We start from the raw sequence: 18,653 nt of genomic DNA, 5'->3' as shown, positions 1-18,653 counted from the left end.
CCAAAAACATTATCTTAAACACCATAGAACCGCTCACTTTCGCCTGACCATGCCTGATTATAAAATAACACAGCCCAACAATTGAAAAAAGCGGCATTTTATGAGAAAAGCACTCATCATTTGAGCAACGGATTGAGTTTGCCGACGGTTCTTGATATGTACCGATCCGTCATCGCTCATATAGCCTTCTTAAAAATGTACCACAGAAAAAGGAAGCGGGATGCGATCCGAACACCAACTACACTTTTCCAATTCTCGCAACATGGATGCCGTGCCATCCCAAAGCGTTCACCTGGTGGTCACCTCACCGCCTTACCCCATGATCGAAATGTGGGACGAACTGTTTTGCCGGTCAGCTAAAATTGATAAAGCGCTTCGTTCCGGTGACGGTAATCGGGCGTTTGAACTCATGCACCAGATGTTGGATTCGGTGTGGGATGAACTCTATCGTATCCTGGTACCTGGCGGCATCGTCTGTATCAATATCGGTGACGCCACCCGCACGCTCAATGATCGGTTTGCCCTTTACTCGAACCATACCCGGATCGCCAGCAAAATGCTCAGCCTGGGATTTTCCAATCTGCCCAACATCTTATGGCGCAAACAGACCAATGCACCCAACAAATTCATGGGATCGGGGATGATGCCGCCGGGAGCCTACGTCACCCTCGAACACGAGTATATTTTGGTTTTTCGTAAAGGGGATAAACGGCTGTTCAAATCCGCCGAGGAAAAAACCAATCGCCGGCAAAGCGCCTATTTCTGGGAGGAACGCAACCAGTGGTTTTCCGATGTTTGGATGGATCTTAAAGGCACACGGCAGAATACCCAATCCAAAAAACTGCGCAATCGTAGCGGTGCCTATCCTTTTGAATTGGCCTATCGTTTGATTTCAATGTTTTCCGTGATAGGCGATACCGTGCTGGACCCGTTTCTGGGAACCGGCACCACCTTGTTTGCCGCTGCTGCCGCTGCCCGCAACAGCATCGGGTATGAATTGGACAAGGCATTTAGGTCAGCCATTTTGGAAGGCATTGACCTATCCATCGACCAGGCTCGCAATCGTATCAAAGATCGACTGGACGACCACCGCCAATTCGTGCGTGACCGGCAAGCGGCCGGGAAGGCAATCAAGCATACCAATCAGGTCTATGGATTCCCGGTAGTTACCCGACAGGAGAGCGAATTGATGCTTCCTTTGCCTACGGCCATCGGGGATCCAACGGCCGATCGCATTCAGGTTGAATACGAAATGCTGGATTCTTCTACCGATAATACGTCATCATCCAACCCAAAACGTTCATTATCTTCTTCTGATGGACAGTTGTTGTTGTTTGATCCTTAACCGTAAAGTAAAAGATAATTATGGCTACCTCACCATCGCTTACGAAGACAATCAATGATATAAAACGCCAGTTGGAGCCAATGGGCTACACCATTGTCAAGCTTCCACCAGCGGAGGAACGTCTTTTTGACGGCGATGACGCCTTGTTCAAGCGACTGGCTGCCAATGCCCATTGCTATGGCGAATATGGCGCTGGTCAATCTACGCGTTGGATGGCAAAACATACGCATGCCAAAATCCACAGTGTCGAAACCAATGAGCAGTGGGCGCGCTCTGTAGCATTGGAATGCGGTCAACCGGATCGGGTTAACGTGCGGTACTGCGATGTCGGTCCGGTAGAACAATGGGGCCGACCGGTTGGCTATACTCATCGTGACGGTTTTCGCACTTATATCCATGCCTGGTGGGATGCCGGCGAAAAACCCGACCTGGTCTTGGTTGATGGCCGATTTAGAGTGGCCTGCTTCTTAAAAACACTTAAAGAGGCGGAATATGGAACGTTTATCCTGTTTGATGACTACATGAAACGTCCTCACTATCATCTGGTAGAGGAATTTATACCACCGGTTGAGAAGTGCGGTCGTCAGGTACTGTTCGTAAAAACGGCTGAGGTTGAACTTGATATAGAAAAAATCGACTGGATGTTGGAGCGTTTTATTTTCGTAATGGATTAGGTGATGATTTTACTGGCAGAAATTTTCACATGCTACCTACATACCCAGACGCTTTAAATCTTCTTGAATGTGAAATGTTTTCATCTGACTTCTTTCTCCCAATTGTATAATGGAGAAGGGAAACGTTTTGTTCCATGAGTCGAGTATCCGGGTAATGGGCTTATTAAATATTCTTTCTTTTGGTTTAACTCCAAAAACATTTTAAACGCATAAGTCGTTCCTGAGATAGCGTATTTTCTTATAATTTCCTGATGTTTCAATAAGGTACTGACTTTACTGGCGAATGTCATCGTCGTGCTGTTTGTATATTTCCAATGACAGGAATTCGTCAGATAAACTTTCGTTATTTCACCGCCGGAAACAAATGGATTCGGCCCGTTATATCCGTATTTGTCAGGATGATCATACAACGTTAAAAATTTTATATTTTCTTTCACATATGATTCGGATAATAGAATTCCTTCATTTAGGACTTGAAAAGAATTATTCCTGTGCAGGTAATCATCTTCCAGAAAATATACCCACTCTTCTGTTTTCAAAGATAATGCGTAATTAAGACATGCTGTAAAAGACTTTGAATTATCTTTTACGTAGATTTTTTCAATACCTTCATCATCAACATATTTTTTTAGCACATCAATTGAGGTTTCTGGCATAGTGTCGGCGACAATATGCCAGTTGCATTTATCACGCGGGAAATTTTTAATGGCGTTCGACAAACATCTTTCTTTGTTAATGTAATTTAATGCGGTCTCTTTAAGAGGGGCATTACATGTTCGGTATACAATATTTATTTTCATGCTATAAAGCCTTAAATGATTATCAATTTTTTATCATACTTTTGGATTGATAAAAACATCATAATGAAATAAAAAATCTAATAATAGTTAATCATTTTGAAATTTTTTCCAGAAAGTCATAAAGATAATCCTGATGTTTGAGATTCAGCATTTCTTTTCTGTTTGAATTGAATTCAGCATAGGTCATTTTCTCTATCTCCTCAATTGACATATTGATTGGATCTTTATTTTGTCCCTGACGAACCACGCCAATTCCATAATCACAATCCAGCACAAAAATTTCCAAGTCATTACGAACCGCTCTAAGATGAACGATCGATTTCCAAACATCTCCACACCATTGGCCAGTCCAACCTTCAATGTTCATCTTTGAGGCGGCTTTCCATGATTTTGCAGGGTATGCAGCTGCCTCGGTTGGAGGATTACAGTCATGAATAAGGATGACACCTCCTTTCTCAAGATACCTAAGTGTATTGCCTACATCTTTGACGACTTGTTTATAGGCATGCAAGCCATCAATAAACGCCACATCAATCCTGTTTTGTCTAAACACAGGCGAAGCATAATTTTCAAAAAAAACATCTGATATTACATAGAACAATTCACATGATGCTGAATTTGTAATTTTACTGATATTTTTTTTATTCTTTAGGTTGAACTTGATTTGTGCAGATCCCGATCGATCAGTCGTACAGCTGAAATAGTGAATATCTGCATTTTGCATTAAAAGGTTTATGAAATTGTAGGTTGGTAAAGGGTCCACCCCAATTTTTTTTTCAACAACTATTCGTTTGAAAGAGTTGGCTTTATTTACACCTATTTCGAGATAAAGCCTACCTTTTAATTTATTCAATATGGCTTGAGCAATATCGTAGCGTTTTAAATTCATATTTTTGATCTTCTCATCTATATAAAATTATTTTGCATGACAAGAATTATTATCAATAGATGTTTACATATTCAACAAAAACAATTTAATATTTTTTTGATTATAAGCCACAGTATTCCAGCAACATTTTTTGATCTAATCCAACGCGTATCCTTTCAAAAGCAGTGATAAAAACATCCCCAGTATATTGAGTTAATGCGGTGTAGGTACTATTGTAATAGTGAAAAATAATATTTGCATTGACTTTAGTCTTTTTAACATTGCTTGATACCAAGTCCAATGTGTTTCTCATGACAAAGACACATCTCATTCTATCTTTTCCGATAATTTGTGATAATTCCGGTAAACAGTATACACTTTTTGGATATTTCAAAACCAATGGTTTTTTGCTCTGCTTTGAATCTTCATGTTTTAAATATTCAACAAATTTTTTAATACTATTTTTTGGAGCAACAAGGCTTTGAATTTTGGCCATTTCGATGCAGCAATTTTTAAAATAGATATTTTCATATTTCACATACGGCGTGTTTTCTAAAATGGTAGCATCGTATTCACCTGGATCAGCGCCATTATCAATTAAAAGCTTCGCAACACATGAAGTTCCAGAGTGATTTACGCCACAAACAATGATGATTTTTCTATTTTTCATATACTCACAAATTTCAAACTTATTTTTTATTATTGACTTTTCTATCCGTCATAAACGCGGCCTCAGGACAATATAATAAAAATCTATTTAGATCATTTTTTTTAAGACAAGAGATGTTGTGGCCACCCCAGCTGTTGAAAATAAATTCTTCTTGAGTACTAAACTTGGCACACTCATCGTTTTTTCCGACATTGCCACCAATTAGTTCGATATGAAACGCAAAATAGCCATCTTCTCCCCCAGGCCAATAACGCGGCGAAAAGCGGGATAGGCATTCATATGATAAGCGCCAATCCCGTAAGCTAAGCCCACCATTACCGCCATCGATTATCATACCAACCGGACGATTACGTGACCATTTAGACCCGATATAATCATAGTTAATAAAGTCCTTAATTGTATATTCCGATTGGCTGCAGCATATTGTATCAGGTTGAAAAATTAGTATCTTTTCTCTGCCCACGATATTGTTCCAAAACATTTTTGATAAAAACAGGGCGTTGTACATGTCGCCTGTCAGTATATCTGTTTCAAGCTGCGTCAAAACGACATTCCCTCTACGAACCAAATCACCAACAGCAGTGGACATGATAAAATCAACATTGCTTTTTCCGTGAAATAATTGAATTGGAATATCGTTCTTTGTATGAAAATCAATTATCACATATTCCAGATCCGGGTGACATCGCGTTTCGACAATAACGCCCCATATGGGTGATGAAATATCTTTATCCAAGCGACGACTGCTTTTGATCAAACCATCCATGGAATTAAAATTTGCCGATTTTATAGTCTTTTTTAGTGATCGGTAGATTTGCATTAAATGAGCGCTTGTAATTTTGTTTTTAAGTATCCCCCTATTACTGAGATCTTTTGATATAACTTTTGCGGTAGACTTTGTATTTTGATCATCTTTGGTGCATTTTTTTTGTCTTGGATTTACGGTTTCTATTTCGTTTATCTTTTTCGCATCAGATTTCGTTATTTTTGCATTAAAATTTTCCCGCATCAACGCATTGAACATCAAATCGATATTTTTCACTTGTGAATTAGCATCCAGATTATTTTCAAAAATAAATGTTCTGTATTTTTCCGGCTCGTAACTCGTGTCCTGAATTATGTTTAAAAAGTCATCTAACGTACTGAAAATGTAATGATTTGGCCATATATCACGACTTTCGGTCCATGCATGGATAACAGGTTTCAGGCCAGCTGCCATGCCTTCTCCGAGCGCGTAATGAAATGACTCCTCCAGAGAAAAACTGAGGATATGAGATTTATCGGCAAACCAATGGTTGATATCTTTGATCCAGCCTGTAAATTCAATCTTGTCGATCAAATTCAATTCATTGATCATGGTTTTGACAGCCATTTCAAGCCTGGGATCCTGAAATTCACCCCGGATATAAAGAAAGTAATCCGGATCATGCTTTAATAGCTGCTGGAAAAAATGAAGAAGAATGGGAAGCCCTTTTCGAAAATTAAGATATCCCAGTAAGACCAAACGTTTCGTATTTAATTTATTTTCAGATATAGAAAAGTTTTCTAATTGGATGCCGTTTCTAATGACAAGCTGAGGAACATTTTTATTGGGAAATTTCTGGTTGAATATCTCTTTTTTATGATGGGCTACAAAAATTAATCGATGGACCCGATTCCAATTGATCCTTGCCGGCATATCCGTATACACTTCATATCCATGAAGGCGACAGACCACCTTTTTATCCTGTATTTCTGAAATGTTATTAGTCACATGAATAGCCATTTGGTTGGCCCATTCCAACCATACGATATCTGCCCAGGTCACCGCAGACCGAACTTCATCCATGCTTGACGTCTTAAGGTATTTTACATCATATTTTTCCTTTAATGATTTGACAATATGATCTAAAAACCCCCCCGTACTCTGGTGCAAAAGCTCAAGAAAGAGTATCCGCTTTTTTCTGACCACACTTTTTGATGATCTGTCATACAGCGGATGATTATCATTCGAATTTTTACTTTTTATCTTTGATAAAATATCATTGACAGCTACACATATTTTTTTTTCGATGCTGATTCGATAATTTTTTAGATCTTGTTGAAATTGACGGGAATCACCGGCCCTTTCTCTCTCAATTAGATTATCAGCAGCAATATAGCTTTCAATTCCATCGACATAACCCAACAGGAAATCACTCTTTGAAATGCTTCCGATATTGTGTATTTTATCAGCCAACGCAGACGTAATTCCGGAAGGAATATTTATGACATTGAAATCTTCACCGATTCGGATGAATTGGACATTTAACTTGCCTGAAATCTGGTGGCCATTGAAACGATAAGATAGTTTTTCTTTAATTGTGTCATTTATTTTTTCATCAACTGATAATGTAAACGGTTCCACACCTTTACAAAAGCGGCCCCTTACTGGAGAGAGCTTTTTTTGAGTGCCATTTTTAATGGTATCGGCAAGTTTCTGCCCGTATTGCCTCACCTTTTCAAGGCTATCGCACACATCCCATCGATCGTTGGTTTTGACAGCTTCTACAATATCTGCTCCAGCACCCTGAAAAAACATAACGCAATGGGCAACGCCATATCGCTTGAGACTGTATTTTATAAATCCAGGGTAGTCTGCCGAAATTCGATCATCATTCGCCCCCATTCCCATGGGGTAACAGCCGTGATTAATCCAAAGAATTCTATTTTTTGTTGAACCCAAATCTATCCGCACGATGGGCGTATCTTGAATGAATTTACTTTCATGATGTGCTTCACCAGCGAATCTCCCGTTTTTCAAATAGCGCTGGTTTACACCAACTTCTGCTTCAACCTTACCATGACGGATCGTGCAAGGTTCCAACCGGTCGTAAAGATTCTGCAAATTTGAAAGGATAATCTGTAAAATCTGTGACGAGTAATTTTCGTAGTAGGGTCCCATGGACTCCGGCATGTTCGCTATCGTTCCTGGCGCATAAAAAGTGTGAGACGCATTGATTACAACGCCCTCCGGTGCAACTCCCCATTGCGCGGCATAACGCACTACTTTTTCAACCACACTTTTTTCGAAACCAAAAATATCTGCACTGATAAATAACAACCGGGTGTAATCGCTATCTTCCAGCATGCACATTTCAAGCGAAAGGGGAATAGCAACGGATTTGGACGCTCTTCGTTCATCCCCTATTCCAAACAGGAAGGCCGGATTTGATACGGACACATTGGGCGTAATATCAAATTGTAAAAAGGATCCTCGAAAGGTCTCACTCATTTTTTCGCCTTGATGATAAAAAAATTGCAGGATGCTTGATACCATGGAAATAGTAGCGACACCGACACTATTTTCAGCAATTCTTATACCAAGCGGTGTATCTATTTTTTTGCTGTTTTTCTTAAGCGTTACGCGTTATCGAAAAAAAAGATCGTCATTTTTTTGGCAGGAGAAATTTTGAAGATAATGTTAAAATGCGGCCAATTATCCCCCAAGAAGATAGACAAGTATCTGCGATTTGATGATTTAACCGTCGAAATTTTTACTAAAAAATTACCGGCTCAAAGTTTGCCGTTCAGTTTATAGATAAACACCAGTACTTCGGCCACGGCCTGGTAAAGTTCGGCGGGTATTTCCGATTCCAGTTCCAGGGCTTCAAGCACATTGACCAGGTTGCGGTCCTCGACCATGGGCACATCGTTTTCGCGGGCCAGTTGAATAATCTGCTCGGCAATATGCCCTTTGCCTTTGGCGACCACCCGTGGCGCCATACTTTGGGCCTGGTCGTATTTTAGGGCAGCGGCCTTTTTCAGTTGTTTGTCTTTCATATGCTCAGATCCAGCAGGCGGCGGGAGTTCAAGGATACATCCTCTTCATCGAATTGCTCGATTTTGTTTTCGTTGACGATAACGCTTAAGGCAACCGTATTGAATTTTTCGTTCAAGGCACTTTTCACTTCATCCTGGACATCGCTGATGGCTGACTTGATTTCCGGTGTCTGAACAAAAAAGGTAATGTTCAGATCTTTGCCGACCATCCACAAATCGGTGCGCACCGTCCCCATGCGGTCCATCTCCAGGAGCAGGGCCACACGAGGGGTTTTATTGGCATTTTCCTTACCACCCTTTTTGGCGTAATACACTTTGAGCCGGGCATCGCGCCGATGATCAGCCAGCATCAGCAGGTGGGAAAAAGCCTGGAATACATCCGGATCAACGGGTTTTTCCGTTGCCCCCAGTTGTTGCTGTTCGATATGGGCCAACGTGCGCTGCACCACACTTTTCATCGTCTCCAATACATGCCGATCCTCGGCCTTCTGATCAATTGCCTGAGAGTCCAGAAATTGATTTAAAATCAAAAGATTGGGTTTTAAATCCTTCACCATCAGGTCCCGGATGGGTGGGTGCTGGGCCAATTCGGTTGGCGTCATCGGTACCTGCCGATCCTGTGCGTTTTGGATTGCCGCCTCGACCCGTTTCTCAAAATAGACCCCGGAATTTTCGACAAATTCTCGAATACTGGTCATCAGCGTGGTGATATCACCAGTGGTGGATACTGGACGCAGCAACTGTTGCAAGTGGGTTAGCGCTGCCTGAGTGGTTGGGGGAAGTGATTCAGCGAATGGTTTCTCAGGCATGGTGGACTGCCCGAGCAGCTGTTGGATCTGCTGCCTGAACTGGGCCATTTCCGGTGCCGTGGGCGGGCTTAAAGGGGCTGGCGATTGGGCCATATGCGCTTTCGTGCCTGACCGGACATCCGCTGAAGGGGTAGTATATTGAAGCGTTGACGCCGATGGCAATGTCTGGCGCTCGGCCCTGTGGCGGATGGCCTCAGGGGACACACCGTGAGCCACTGGTAACGAGGATGACTGGGGCGCCATGGTGACCGGGGCTTTTTTCCCAATCGAAAAAGTGATGCCCTGCTCGCTCTTTTCGACGGTCAGGGGCAGAATCTGGCCTTCCCGCACTGGAACATCAATTTTTGCAAACGCCTTGAATTTGCCGAAATCTACCAACATCAATCCGTCTTTCGCAAACCCCGTGACACGGCCCTCGACGGATTCTCCCGGACGCAGCAGGTGGGAATGGGCAATTAAAGACAGACGATCGGAAACCGGTTCGAATACACGTATCTGAAGATTATCGCTGCCCGGCGCAATCGCTGCCGGATGGCGATTGCCGGTTGACTGCACCATCTTTTGGTCAACAGACTGACGCCTGGCCTGTACCGCATTGCCCGTTGACGGCGTTTGGGCCCGGTTGATTCTGCCGTTTGCCGGCAGCATCCCTTTGTCAACGAGCTGGCTGCGGGTGGGTACGTCATTGCCCGTTAGTGGCGTCGGTGACGGGTTGATTCTCCCGCTTGCCTGCATCGCCCTACTGCCTTTCGGCTGCTCGCCAACCTGAGGATGACCACGCCCTGATGCATCCGATGCCGGTTGTCCACTCTTATTGGGCACCATCATCATCCGCAGCCCGTTGTCCGCCTGCTGGACCTGGATTTGAATCGACTGACCGGTAACCACGGGCAACGGCAGACGGGCGTAGGCCTTGAACTGGCCAATGGAAATCAGGGCATCGCGTCCCTTGTCCACTTCCAGCACCGAGGCTGTCAGCAGATCACCGGCCTTTAAGGTAAGGTTAGGTTTTGATGATGGGTCCCCGCCCTTGATCTGCTGGGGCAGGTTAAGCAGCCATTGGACGTCCATGCTTGATAACCATAGATTCTTTTGAAGTTATGCACTTCGATTGCGGTTTAGTGGTTAAATCGCCGGTACAGGGTCAACGCACATGCCTCAATGGTAGTATCGAACCGTTTGCGTAAAAGGTTAATAAAAGGGCTTTGGGCTGCCGGTTCCCCATTGATGGTGTCAATGGTAATGAAGCGCCGGGGATGGACGGCGCGGCCCAACAGATGGTCAAACAGGCCAAAACAGTCACCCAGGCGCGGATGATCAACGGGCAGCTTGATATCAATGGTCTTGCCATTTCGCTGGGATACCATGGCCAGTTGACACCCAAGGTAGACCAGATGGCTGCTGGCTACGCGCCGCGGCAGCCGGCCTTTGATCGCGTCGAGCTTAAGCCCGCAAAGGGACCCCGGATCCATGGCATTGATCCAGAATACGGGCTCTTCGGGGATGCCGTCGCGCAGCAAGGCCAGCATGGCATTGGAGACAAATTGCATACCGGGGATGCCCTTGAAAAAGTATCCGGCCGAGATCTCTCCGGCAAGCTCCATGAGCCGCAGGGCACGAAAAATGGAAGACCACTGGAAAAGCGGCGCTTCCCGGTCCAGCAGTTGGCGGAAAAGAATACCGTAGCGATCCAGCAGCAACCGCACCCGATCCTTGACCAGTTCCTCGGATTCCATCAGACCGTCCGGCGCGACCGGTGGACTTACAAGCCGCCAGTTCCCCATTGTCCCTGCCGACACCGTTGCCTGCAATCCGGGTTTGGTGCGTCTGAAACGCCGCACGGCACCCGGTCCCATTGCCTGAAGAGTGCGCGGCTGCCCAGAAGGATTGTTTTTTGGGCCTGTCTTCTGTCTGAGAGCAAACATGGTATCGTTGGTGACCTGTCCCGTCCAGACAGCGGCCCACAACTTCTCCAGCACCGCCTGGGCCGGTTGCGGCGGATCACCCAACAGGGCCGACAACGGGTAGCGCGCAAAGCGATCTTTGAACAAAGGCTTTATATCAACGCGGTCCTGCGACGACTTTTTTGTACCATTATTTGGGGCTGGTTTGCCGTCAACGATCAAATCAAGATCGTCTTCCAGGCAAAAGGTAATCTGCTTTCCGGAACCACCGATCCACATCAGACAGGAGGCTTGCATCAGATAGTCCAATTGCCCTGGGGCATAATCCTTGATCCTGGCCGGCAGTATATCCGTCTCCCATAATCCTGCCGGCAACCAAATCCCCATCAGGCACTGCAGCCGCTCCATCAACGCATCGGGTTGCCCGCCGGATTTCGAAACGCCTTGAAAATGGGCCAACACCAAAGCCAGGTCATCGATGTCCCGCGTTTCAATAACCGCCCTTCGCCGCTGCCTTGCCATGCGCAGCAGGCAATCATAATTGTCGGCGTCACAATACTGACGCTCGGTTTGCCCTTCGATCAGCTGTCCGGAAACCAGCGTGCCCTCACTGACCAGCGCGGTGAGCAAGTCGGACAAACCGTCCGGGCTGAACATCAACCGGTTGGCGATGAAAGCCTCGCTTACCGGTCCGTAGAATCGAAGCCACTGCCCCAGGATATCCGTGGGCCGGGGAAGCGGCGGCGCTCCGTTGGCCGGTTTTGTTTGTGCAAAATTGATCGATTGGCCGCCCCAATCAACCCAGTCGATATCGGTTTGTCCGGCGTATAAACCACGCGCCAGCACAGGGACCATCTCTGTAGCAACAATCAGATGCGTGTCTGGTCGGGCACCTCGGCCGGGAACCAATCGCACGAGCTTGTTGCCGATGGCGTTGACTACTTTTTTTGGAGATGTTTGGCCTTGGCTGCGCATCTGATCCAAAAAGGCCTGCCATTCCGGCCAGGGAATCATCAACCGCTCTTTGACCCATTCCAACAATTCAACAGGGGTGTCCGGAGCATAACCAGGGAAGATGCGCTGACGTTTTTTTACGAATTCATCAATTGTCTTTGCATCCACAGTCGGCCGCAGTTCAGGGGTAAACACCACCTCATTGATAAGATCCCGGGACAAAAGGGTTTTTACCGCCCCCTGCTGACGGTCGTCGGCATACATGTACTGATTGACAAGCCGCCATGATCCGGACAGGGCCATGGGACTTGGGGAAGTGCTTTTGACTGTCGTAGAGGTTATTTTGCCCTGCTCCAACTCGTCCAGCACCTGTTTTAGTGCAACCATATCAAAATCATCCTGCAGACAGCTGCGCCAGGTCTCCAGAACGATGGGAAAGTCCGTAAAATGCCCGACGGCATCCAGCAGCCGTTGGGATTGCAGCCGGCTCATCCACAGGGGCATGCGCTGGCCGGCCCGCTGACGGGGCAACAGCAGGGCACGGGCTGCGCACTCTCTGAAACGCGCACCGAAAACGCCTGAGCCTTCCAGGGCCTCGCGGATCAGTAAGTCAATCGTTTCGGCCGACACCAGGGACAGAATATCGTCCATGTCAGTCGTCTGGGCGGGCAGCAGATAAACCGCTGTGTTGGTTGGAAAAATGGATGGTATATGACCGTATCGTTTTTGCCAGGCCGCTTGAAGGGCCAGTGCAAACGGACGGTTGACCCGTCCCCCCCAGAAGGTATGTATGACGACCTGACCGATTCCAGTTCCCCCCTTAAGGGCCGGCAGTTGCTCCACGACCAGGTGATGGCGATGGGGCAGCGCACAACCGGTGCGTCTTTGTTGCCGAGCAAGAAAATCGATCAGATAGCGCGCACTGTTTTCATCCATACCATAATGCTTGCAGAATTCATCCAGCAAGCCTGGATCGGACAAATGGCGCTCGGCATATTCGAGCAGCCGGGCGATCTTTTCGGCCAAAAAAAAGTCCTGATCCGCATCCTCTGCCCGCCAAAAGGGCGGTGCGGGTGCCTTGGGGCGAGCCGGCTTGACAAACACATCATTGTGGGTGATGCGCCCAATGCGCCAATTCTGGCTTCCCAGGGTGAACACCTGGCCTTTTTTGGCCTCCCAGACGAATTCCTCGTCCAGTTCACCGATACGATCGCCGGTTTCCTGATAGCGCAGTGCAAAATAGCCGCGATCCGGAATCACGCCCCCGGACGTGTACAAACTGAGCAGCGCCCCCTTTCTGGCACTTAACGTATTTTCAATCCGGTCATAGGCCATTTTAGGCTGCAGGGCGGCAATCCGGGTCGCCGCATAGCGGCCGGCCAGCATCTCCACGACCAAGTTAAAGGTACTGCGCTTCAAATCATGGAACGGTGCAAAGGAACGCAAGGTGTTGTACAGGTGGTCCACGTCCCACGTCTCGACACCGGTCATGGACACCAGTACCTGGGCCAGCACATCCAGGGGACAGGCTACGATGCGCACCGGTTCGATTTCGCGTTTGAACACCGCCTGGGCCAAGGTGGCAGCGGTCAAGGCGTCCAGCGCATGGGTGGCCACAAACTCGGCCCGGCTGGATTGCCCGACGCCGTGGCCGGATCGGCCGATGCGCTGCACCGCCGATGAAATACTCGGCGGAGACTGCACCAGAATCACCTGATCAAGATCGCCGATGTCAATCCCCAATTCCAGGGACGCCGTGGCCACAATGGCCTTGAGGGTTCCCGCCTTGAGGCGGTTTTCGACTTCCAGTCGCAAGGCTTTGGACAGTGAGCCGTGATGGGCATAGGCAATGGGGTGCTGGCCATTGCCATTGATCAAAAATGTCAGTTTTTCACACAGACGCCGGGAATTGGTGAAAATCAGGGTTGACCTGTGGGCGTCAATGGCGGTTTTGAAGGTGTCGGCCAGCTTGTTCCAGATGGACTGTGTGTTGTCGCCCGCTGCAATATGGGCAGGAACCGTTATCCGTATGATATCCGATCGTTTCTGTAAATCGCGGCAGCGCAGAACCGCTCGCGGGACATAGACCGGCGCCTTGCCCTCACCTTGCATGCTGAACCCGCCGATAAAGTCAGCCACGCGATCTTCCGGATTGATCGTGGCGGACAAGGCGATGCGCTGGAACTCACCACACAGGGGCACCAACCGGTCCACCGCACTCATCAGCAGTGTTCCCCGCTTGTTTCCCACCACGGCGTGGACCTCGTCCAGAATGACCGTACAAATCTGGCCTAAAATGCTTCGCCCCCCGTGGGAGGAAAGCATCAGGTGCAGGCTCTCCGGCGTTGTGATCAATATTTCCGGCGGACGCCGGAGCATCCTGCGGCGATCGCCAGGCGGCGTATCACCGCTTCGCGTGGCCACATGAATCCTTGGAAAAGCATCACCATCTTTTTCAAATAACGCCCGAATTTGGGTCAGTGGCCGGATCAGGTTGCGATGTACGTCGTTGTTGAGCGCCTTTAAGGGGGAAATGTAAAGAATACGCGTGTGCCCGGTCTCTAATCGTCCGCCAATCAGCTGATCCAAAACCCATAAAAATGCCGCCAAGGTCTTGCCTTGTCCCGTGGGCGCCGTGATCAATACATGATTGCCGTCAGCGATCAATGGCCATGCGCGCTTTTGAATGGGCGTCGGCTGCCCAAGGCGGGTTTCAAACCAGCTACGTACCAAGGGATGAAACGTATCTAATGGTGGTATTCTGCCTATTTTAATCGGAGTTATCCTTCAATTGACAGTTGGATTTTGGCCTTTGACAATTTTTCCATTTTTGGCTCGATCGTTGCCGACCAGAGCAGGTGACCCAAATGCGGTTGCCCTTTGGGCGGTCGCTCACCGATTGCCTAAGTGTTTGCTTTGTGCTACACATCACTTCCCTTGCAGCACCTATTTCTGGATGGACACTATTAAACATCCTTTGACAAAAGGTTCTCATGTTTTCCGGATTCCAAGAATTGCTTTTGATCGGGCTTATCATTGTGGTCATTCTGGTTCTGCCCCGCATGATAAAACCGCAAGAATCAGCACCCCGAATCACGCCCCGCCGCCCTGCCCCCGGACTGATCTGGACGCTTCGCCTGGCCATCGTCCTGTCCATTCTCTGGCCTTCCTGCTGGGCACTTTATTTCAAGCCATGGCATCAACAAAACATTGTTCCTTTTGCCCTTGTAGGCGCTGGCCCGGTAATTGTCGGATGGTGCATCAAGTGGATACTTGCCGGAATGAAAAACAAGTACTAAATTAAGCGGCGTTAAGCCAAAATAAACACCATGAGCAGAAAAATAGGAGAAAAAGGAAAAATGACCCACGAAGATGCTGGCCACTACGCCGCCAAACACCCAGAGGCAAAAATCGATTCGCAGATCGCCGAGGCCATCGCTGACAAAGAAAAAAACGGGCGGATTACCTGTGCTGCGGCCCATGCCATTGCCAAAAAACTTTCCGTTCCCCCACATGTGGTGGGCATGAACATCGATTTGCTGGAAAAACGAATTCATTTTTGCCAAATGGGGCTTTTCGGCCATCCACCGGAAACAGTAAAGGCCATCACGCCCATGGAGCGGGTCCCGCAAGAACTCGAACAAGCTATTCGTGATGCGCTCATTGATGGAAAACTCACCTGCAAAGCCGCATGGGATTTGGCGGACAAAATGCAAATGTCCAAATCAGATTTGGCCTCAGCCTGTGAAGCCCTGGAAATAAAGATAAAAAAATGCCAACTGGGCGCGTTTTAGTGTCCATCCAGAAATAGACAAATTTGGTCGAGATTAAGGCGCGAAGAAAAATTTAACCACAGGCATATAGCTGATATTCCGAGGATTAAATTTTTCGCGCAACGCCGATATCGGGCAAATTGGTCATTTCTGGATAGACACGTTTTAGGATTCCGTCAGGTCCTTCAGATAGCGAAACAGGTTGCGTTGGGACTTGGGAGCGGGCTTGCCGCCCGTCTTTTTACGCGCGCTGCGGACCAGTTGTCCCAGGCGCTGACGGTCCGCCTGCGGGTAGGTGTTTAAAATCTCTTGCATGAGCCCATCATCACCAGCCACCAGCCGATCCCGCCAGGACTCAAGCTGATGAAACGCCTGGGCTTGGCTGTAGGCCCCTTGCTCAATCTCCAAAAGCGCCTGTTCAATGGGCTCGATATCCACGGCACGCATGATCGTACCGATGTATTGAAATTGGCGGCGCCTGGCGCCACGGGACGTCATGCCCCGAATCGCCTCGATAGCCGCCATCAGCATCTGGGGCAGGTCCATGCGTTGTAGCTGTTCATCGGAAAGCGCAACCAACCGCTCTCCAATCCGTTGAAGCGCCATGGCTTCTTTTTTCAACTGGGTGCGACTCTTTGGAATGGTTTCATTCATATTTTTATTGCCGGCCATCAATTAAAGGAATCTTACCCGTTTGCATCATTCACCGCTCCCATTGCGGCCTGGCATTTTTCCTGTGGTAAACATACTGCTGACAATGCGGGTCAGCCGATGGATATGGCGTTTGATCTCGTCTGGTGAACGTCCCGGATATTTTTTAAAGGCCATGACCACACCGATAATGGAGGCGTAGATCGCGTGGGTCACCAAGCGGTTGTCGATCTCGAGTTCGGATTGGTTGTTGAATCTTTCCAGGAGGTTCAGGAACTGCCGCTGCATCGCGTTGTAGCGTTCCATGGCCTTGGTTTGGATTTGACCGGTAATCATAAAATGGCCCATCATTTGGAAAACCGATTCATTTTCCAAAAGATAGTCGACACTGGCCATGGCGAGTTCCTCCAAAGATGTTTGGCCGGAAGCCACCTTTTTCTCAAACATCCGTTCCACTGTCTGCATGTGGCGCACCAGTGCCTCGACAAAAATATCGTCGCGACCGGGAAAATAGCGATATATCGCTGCGGCGGATATCCCGGCCCGTTTGGCAATGTCGCGCATGCCGATCTTATGGAACTCTTTCTGGCTGAAAAGCTCTAATGCGGCATCAATGATCAGATTTTTGCGAGTCTCCCGTTCCGCTTTTCTGAGTTTTTGAAAAGTTGACATGCTGGCCTCCTGCAGATTCAGGTCAGATTAACCGCAGACACAGCCGATGCGGAGCAATGCAAAATTAAAACGTCATTTCTGTTCCATTATTTACAGATGATGTTCATTTCACTAACGCAGTTCACTATGATTAACAATCATATTTTTTAAGACGTGTTTACCAAACCGAAGCCTGGGAACCGGCAAAAAGCGCAGTGGAATCGTTACCGTTGTCCGCTATCCGATTTTTTTCAACTTGGCGACCGCCTCGATATGAAAGGTATGTGGGAACATGTCCACAGGCTGGACCGCTTCCATCCGATAGCGTGTTTTGAGTTCTAAAAAATCCCTTGCCATGGTGGCCGGGTTGCAGGACACATACACGATTTTTTCAGGCGCCATGGAAAGCACCGCCTGCACCACATCCTTGTGCATTCCCGCACGCGGCGGATCGATAACCAACAAGTCCGGAACCTGACTGATGGTTTGCAGGGTATCCTTGATGTCACCCAAAATAAAACTGCAGTTGTCAATACCATTGGTGCGGCAATTCTTGCGAGCGTCCAGGACCGCACTTTCCACCAGTTCCAGACCAATAACTTCAGCCGCCTGGCCGGCCAACCAGATGGCAATGGTACCGGTTCCGCAATATAAATCCAAAACGGTTTCATTGCCGGACAACTCTGCAAACCGCCCGACCGTAGAATACAGTTTCTCCGCCCCACGGGTATTGGTCTGAAAAAAGGAATTGGCAGAGATCTCAAATGAAAACGGACCGATGCGGTCATTGAGCACCGGATCGCCGGCCAGGGTGATTTCCCGCTCTCCAATAGCCACACCGGCCTTACGACTGGTGATGTTATTGACCACGCACGCCACCTGTGGAAATTCGGCGGTAATCGTTTCGGCCAGCGGCATGACAGCGGCCTGATCCTCACAGGCGGTAACGATGTTGACCATCCATTGATCAAAGTCCACGGAGTGCCGAAGCATGAGAAAACGCCAAAATCCCTGGTGGCTGCGCAGGCCGTACACCGGCCTGTCCGATGCGCGCATATATCGGCGCACGGTTTCCAGAATCTGATTGCCCATCGCCGGTTGCAACAAACAGGCACGCGTGTCGAGGACTTTATGAAAGGTTCCGGGAACATGCAAGCCCAGCGCAAAATGGATATCCGCATCGGTGCCCAGTTCATGGGGCATGAGCCAGCGCCGATCCGAACAGGAAAATTCCATTTTGTTGCGGTAGCCGAAAACGGTTTCCGATAAAATGGTTGAATAAACCGGCGCATCTTTCAGCAGCGCAATGTGCTCCAATGATTCGGCAACATGACGGCGTTTCAATGCCGTCTGATAAGCGTAGTCGATAAACTGCCATTTACAGCCACCGCAAAAACCGCTGTATGGACAGGGCGGATCGATGCGTTTTTCTGAGGGGACGATCAGCTGATCAACCACGGCTTCGGCATAGTTCTTTTTTTTCCTGATAATTCGCGCCGCCACCCGGTCGCCGGTAACGGTCTGGTCGACAAAAACGGCCATGCCATCAATTTTTGCCAGTCCTTTTCCGCCAAAAGCCACATCAATAATATCACATTCAACAATCTGTTTTTTCTTAAGTGCCATTGAAATCTAACGCCTTTTTTTGCTTGCCCTTACAAATAATTTTCTTTAACGTATACAAATTGTCGGTGTAGCAGACAATTCCCCGACAACCCTGTGCAACGGTTCCAGTCCCGTTGCTTCCTTTTTT

14 protein-coding genes are annotated in these 18,653 nt (G+C 47.7%); 4 read left to right on the top strand and 10 right to left on the bottom strand.

The features are described 5' to 3' along the window. The first annotated feature begins 220 nt into the window (after window positions 1-220). Both Dvar_RS20185 and Dvar_RS20180 read left to right on the top strand, forming a co-directional pair. Entirely contained in the window at window positions 221-1,345 is a 1,125-nt protein-coding gene (locus Dvar_RS20185) for a DNA-methyltransferase (protein ID WP_419663765.1), read from the top strand. Between the two features lie 80 nt (window positions 1,346-1,425). Then, complete coding sequence (locus Dvar_RS20180; protein ID WP_419663764.1) at window positions 1,426-2,019, top strand: hypothetical protein; 594 nt, start codon at window positions 1,426-1,428, stop codon at window positions 2,017-2,019. Between the two features lie 80 nt (window positions 2,020-2,099). Here the strand turns inward: Dvar_RS20180 and Dvar_RS20175 are convergent, their stop codons facing one another. The 7 genes from Dvar_RS20175 to Dvar_RS20145 form a co-directional block, all read right to left on the bottom strand. Then, a complete protein-coding gene (locus Dvar_RS20175) occupies window positions 2,100-2,819 on the bottom strand; it encodes a hypothetical protein (RefSeq protein WP_419663763.1) in 720 nt (239 codons plus the stop codon). A gap of 91 nt (window positions 2,820-2,910) precedes the next feature. Further along, window positions 2,911-3,708, bottom strand: a complete 798-nt coding sequence (locus tag Dvar_RS20170) for a class I SAM-dependent methyltransferase (RefSeq protein WP_419663762.1) — start codon at window positions 3,706-3,708, stop codon at window positions 2,911-2,913. A 100-nt stretch (window positions 3,709-3,808) separates the two neighbouring features. Beyond that, window positions 3,809-4,357 carry a hypothetical protein gene (locus Dvar_RS20165; RefSeq protein WP_419663761.1) on the bottom strand — a complete coding sequence of 183 codons (549 nt, stop codon included), beginning with the start codon at window positions 4,355-4,357 and terminating at the stop codon, window positions 3,809-3,811. 19 nt (window positions 4,358-4,376) lie between these two features. After that, on the bottom strand, window positions 4,377-7,610 hold the full coding sequence (locus Dvar_RS20160) for a DUF5672 family protein (protein ID WP_419663760.1): 3,234 nt from the start codon (window positions 7,608-7,610) through the stop codon (window positions 4,377-4,379). A gap of 281 nt (window positions 7,611-7,891) precedes the next feature. After that, entirely contained in the window at window positions 7,892-8,158 is a 267-nt protein-coding gene (locus tag Dvar_RS20155) for an EscU/YscU/HrcU family type III secretion system export apparatus switch protein (RefSeq protein ID WP_419663759.1), read from the bottom strand. Beyond that, a complete protein-coding gene (locus Dvar_RS20150) occupies window positions 8,155-10,038 on the bottom strand; it encodes a hypothetical protein (RefSeq protein ID WP_419663758.1) in 1,884 nt (627 codons plus the stop codon). Before Dvar_RS20150 ends, Dvar_RS20155 begins: the two co-directional genes overlap by 4 nt. 47 nt (window positions 10,039-10,085) lie before the next feature. Then, on the bottom strand, window positions 10,086-14,558 hold the full coding sequence (locus Dvar_RS20145; protein ID WP_419663757.1) for a DEAD/DEAH box helicase: 4,473 nt from the start codon (window positions 14,556-14,558) through the stop codon (window positions 10,086-10,088). Window positions 14,559-14,818: 260 nt separating this feature from the next. On the opposite strand from Dvar_RS20145, the gene Dvar_RS20140 reads away from it, so the two are divergent. Next, on the top strand, window positions 14,819-15,124 hold the full coding sequence (locus Dvar_RS20140; protein ID WP_419663756.1) for a hypothetical protein: 306 nt from the start codon (window positions 14,819-14,821) through the stop codon (window positions 15,122-15,124). Window positions 15,125-15,184: 60 nt separating this feature from the next. Continuing rightward, window positions 15,185-15,619 (top strand): hypothetical protein, encoded by a 435-nt coding sequence (locus Dvar_RS20135; protein WP_419663755.1) that lies wholly within the window; start codon window positions 15,185-15,187, stop codon window positions 15,617-15,619. A 144-nt stretch (window positions 15,620-15,763) separates the two neighbouring features. Here the strand turns inward: Dvar_RS20135 and yjgA are convergent, their stop codons facing one another. The 3 genes from yjgA to rlmD all read right to left on the bottom strand — a co-directional run bounded on the left by yjgA (window position 15,764) and on the right by rlmD (window position 18,526). Beyond that, window positions 15,764-16,252, bottom strand: a complete 489-nt coding sequence (gene yjgA / locus Dvar_RS20130) for a ribosome biogenesis factor YjgA (protein ID WP_419663754.1) — start codon at window positions 16,250-16,252, stop codon at window positions 15,764-15,766. Window positions 16,253-16,297: 45 nt separating this feature from the next. Next, the gene (locus tag Dvar_RS20125; protein WP_419663753.1) at window positions 16,298-16,921 is read right to left on the bottom strand and encodes a TetR/AcrR family transcriptional regulator; all 624 of its coding nucleotides are present in this window, start codon (window positions 16,919-16,921) and stop codon (window positions 16,298-16,300) included. A gap of 216 nt (window positions 16,922-17,137) precedes the next feature. Beyond that, window positions 17,138-18,526 carry a 23S rRNA (uracil(1939)-C(5))-methyltransferase RlmD gene (rlmD, locus tag Dvar_RS20120; protein ID WP_419663752.1) on the bottom strand — a complete coding sequence of 463 codons (1,389 nt, stop codon included), beginning with the start codon at window positions 18,524-18,526 and terminating at the stop codon, window positions 17,138-17,140. Window positions 18,527-18,653: the final 127 nt, after the last annotated feature.

Origin of the sequence: Desulfosarcina variabilis str. Montpellier (assembly GCF_048565275.1) — a bacterium.
Classification (GTDB): Bacteria; Desulfobacterota; Desulfobacteria; order Desulfobacterales; family Desulfosarcinaceae; genus Desulfosarcina; species Desulfosarcina variabilis.
This window is presented reverse-complemented; position numbering and strand designations above follow the sequence as displayed.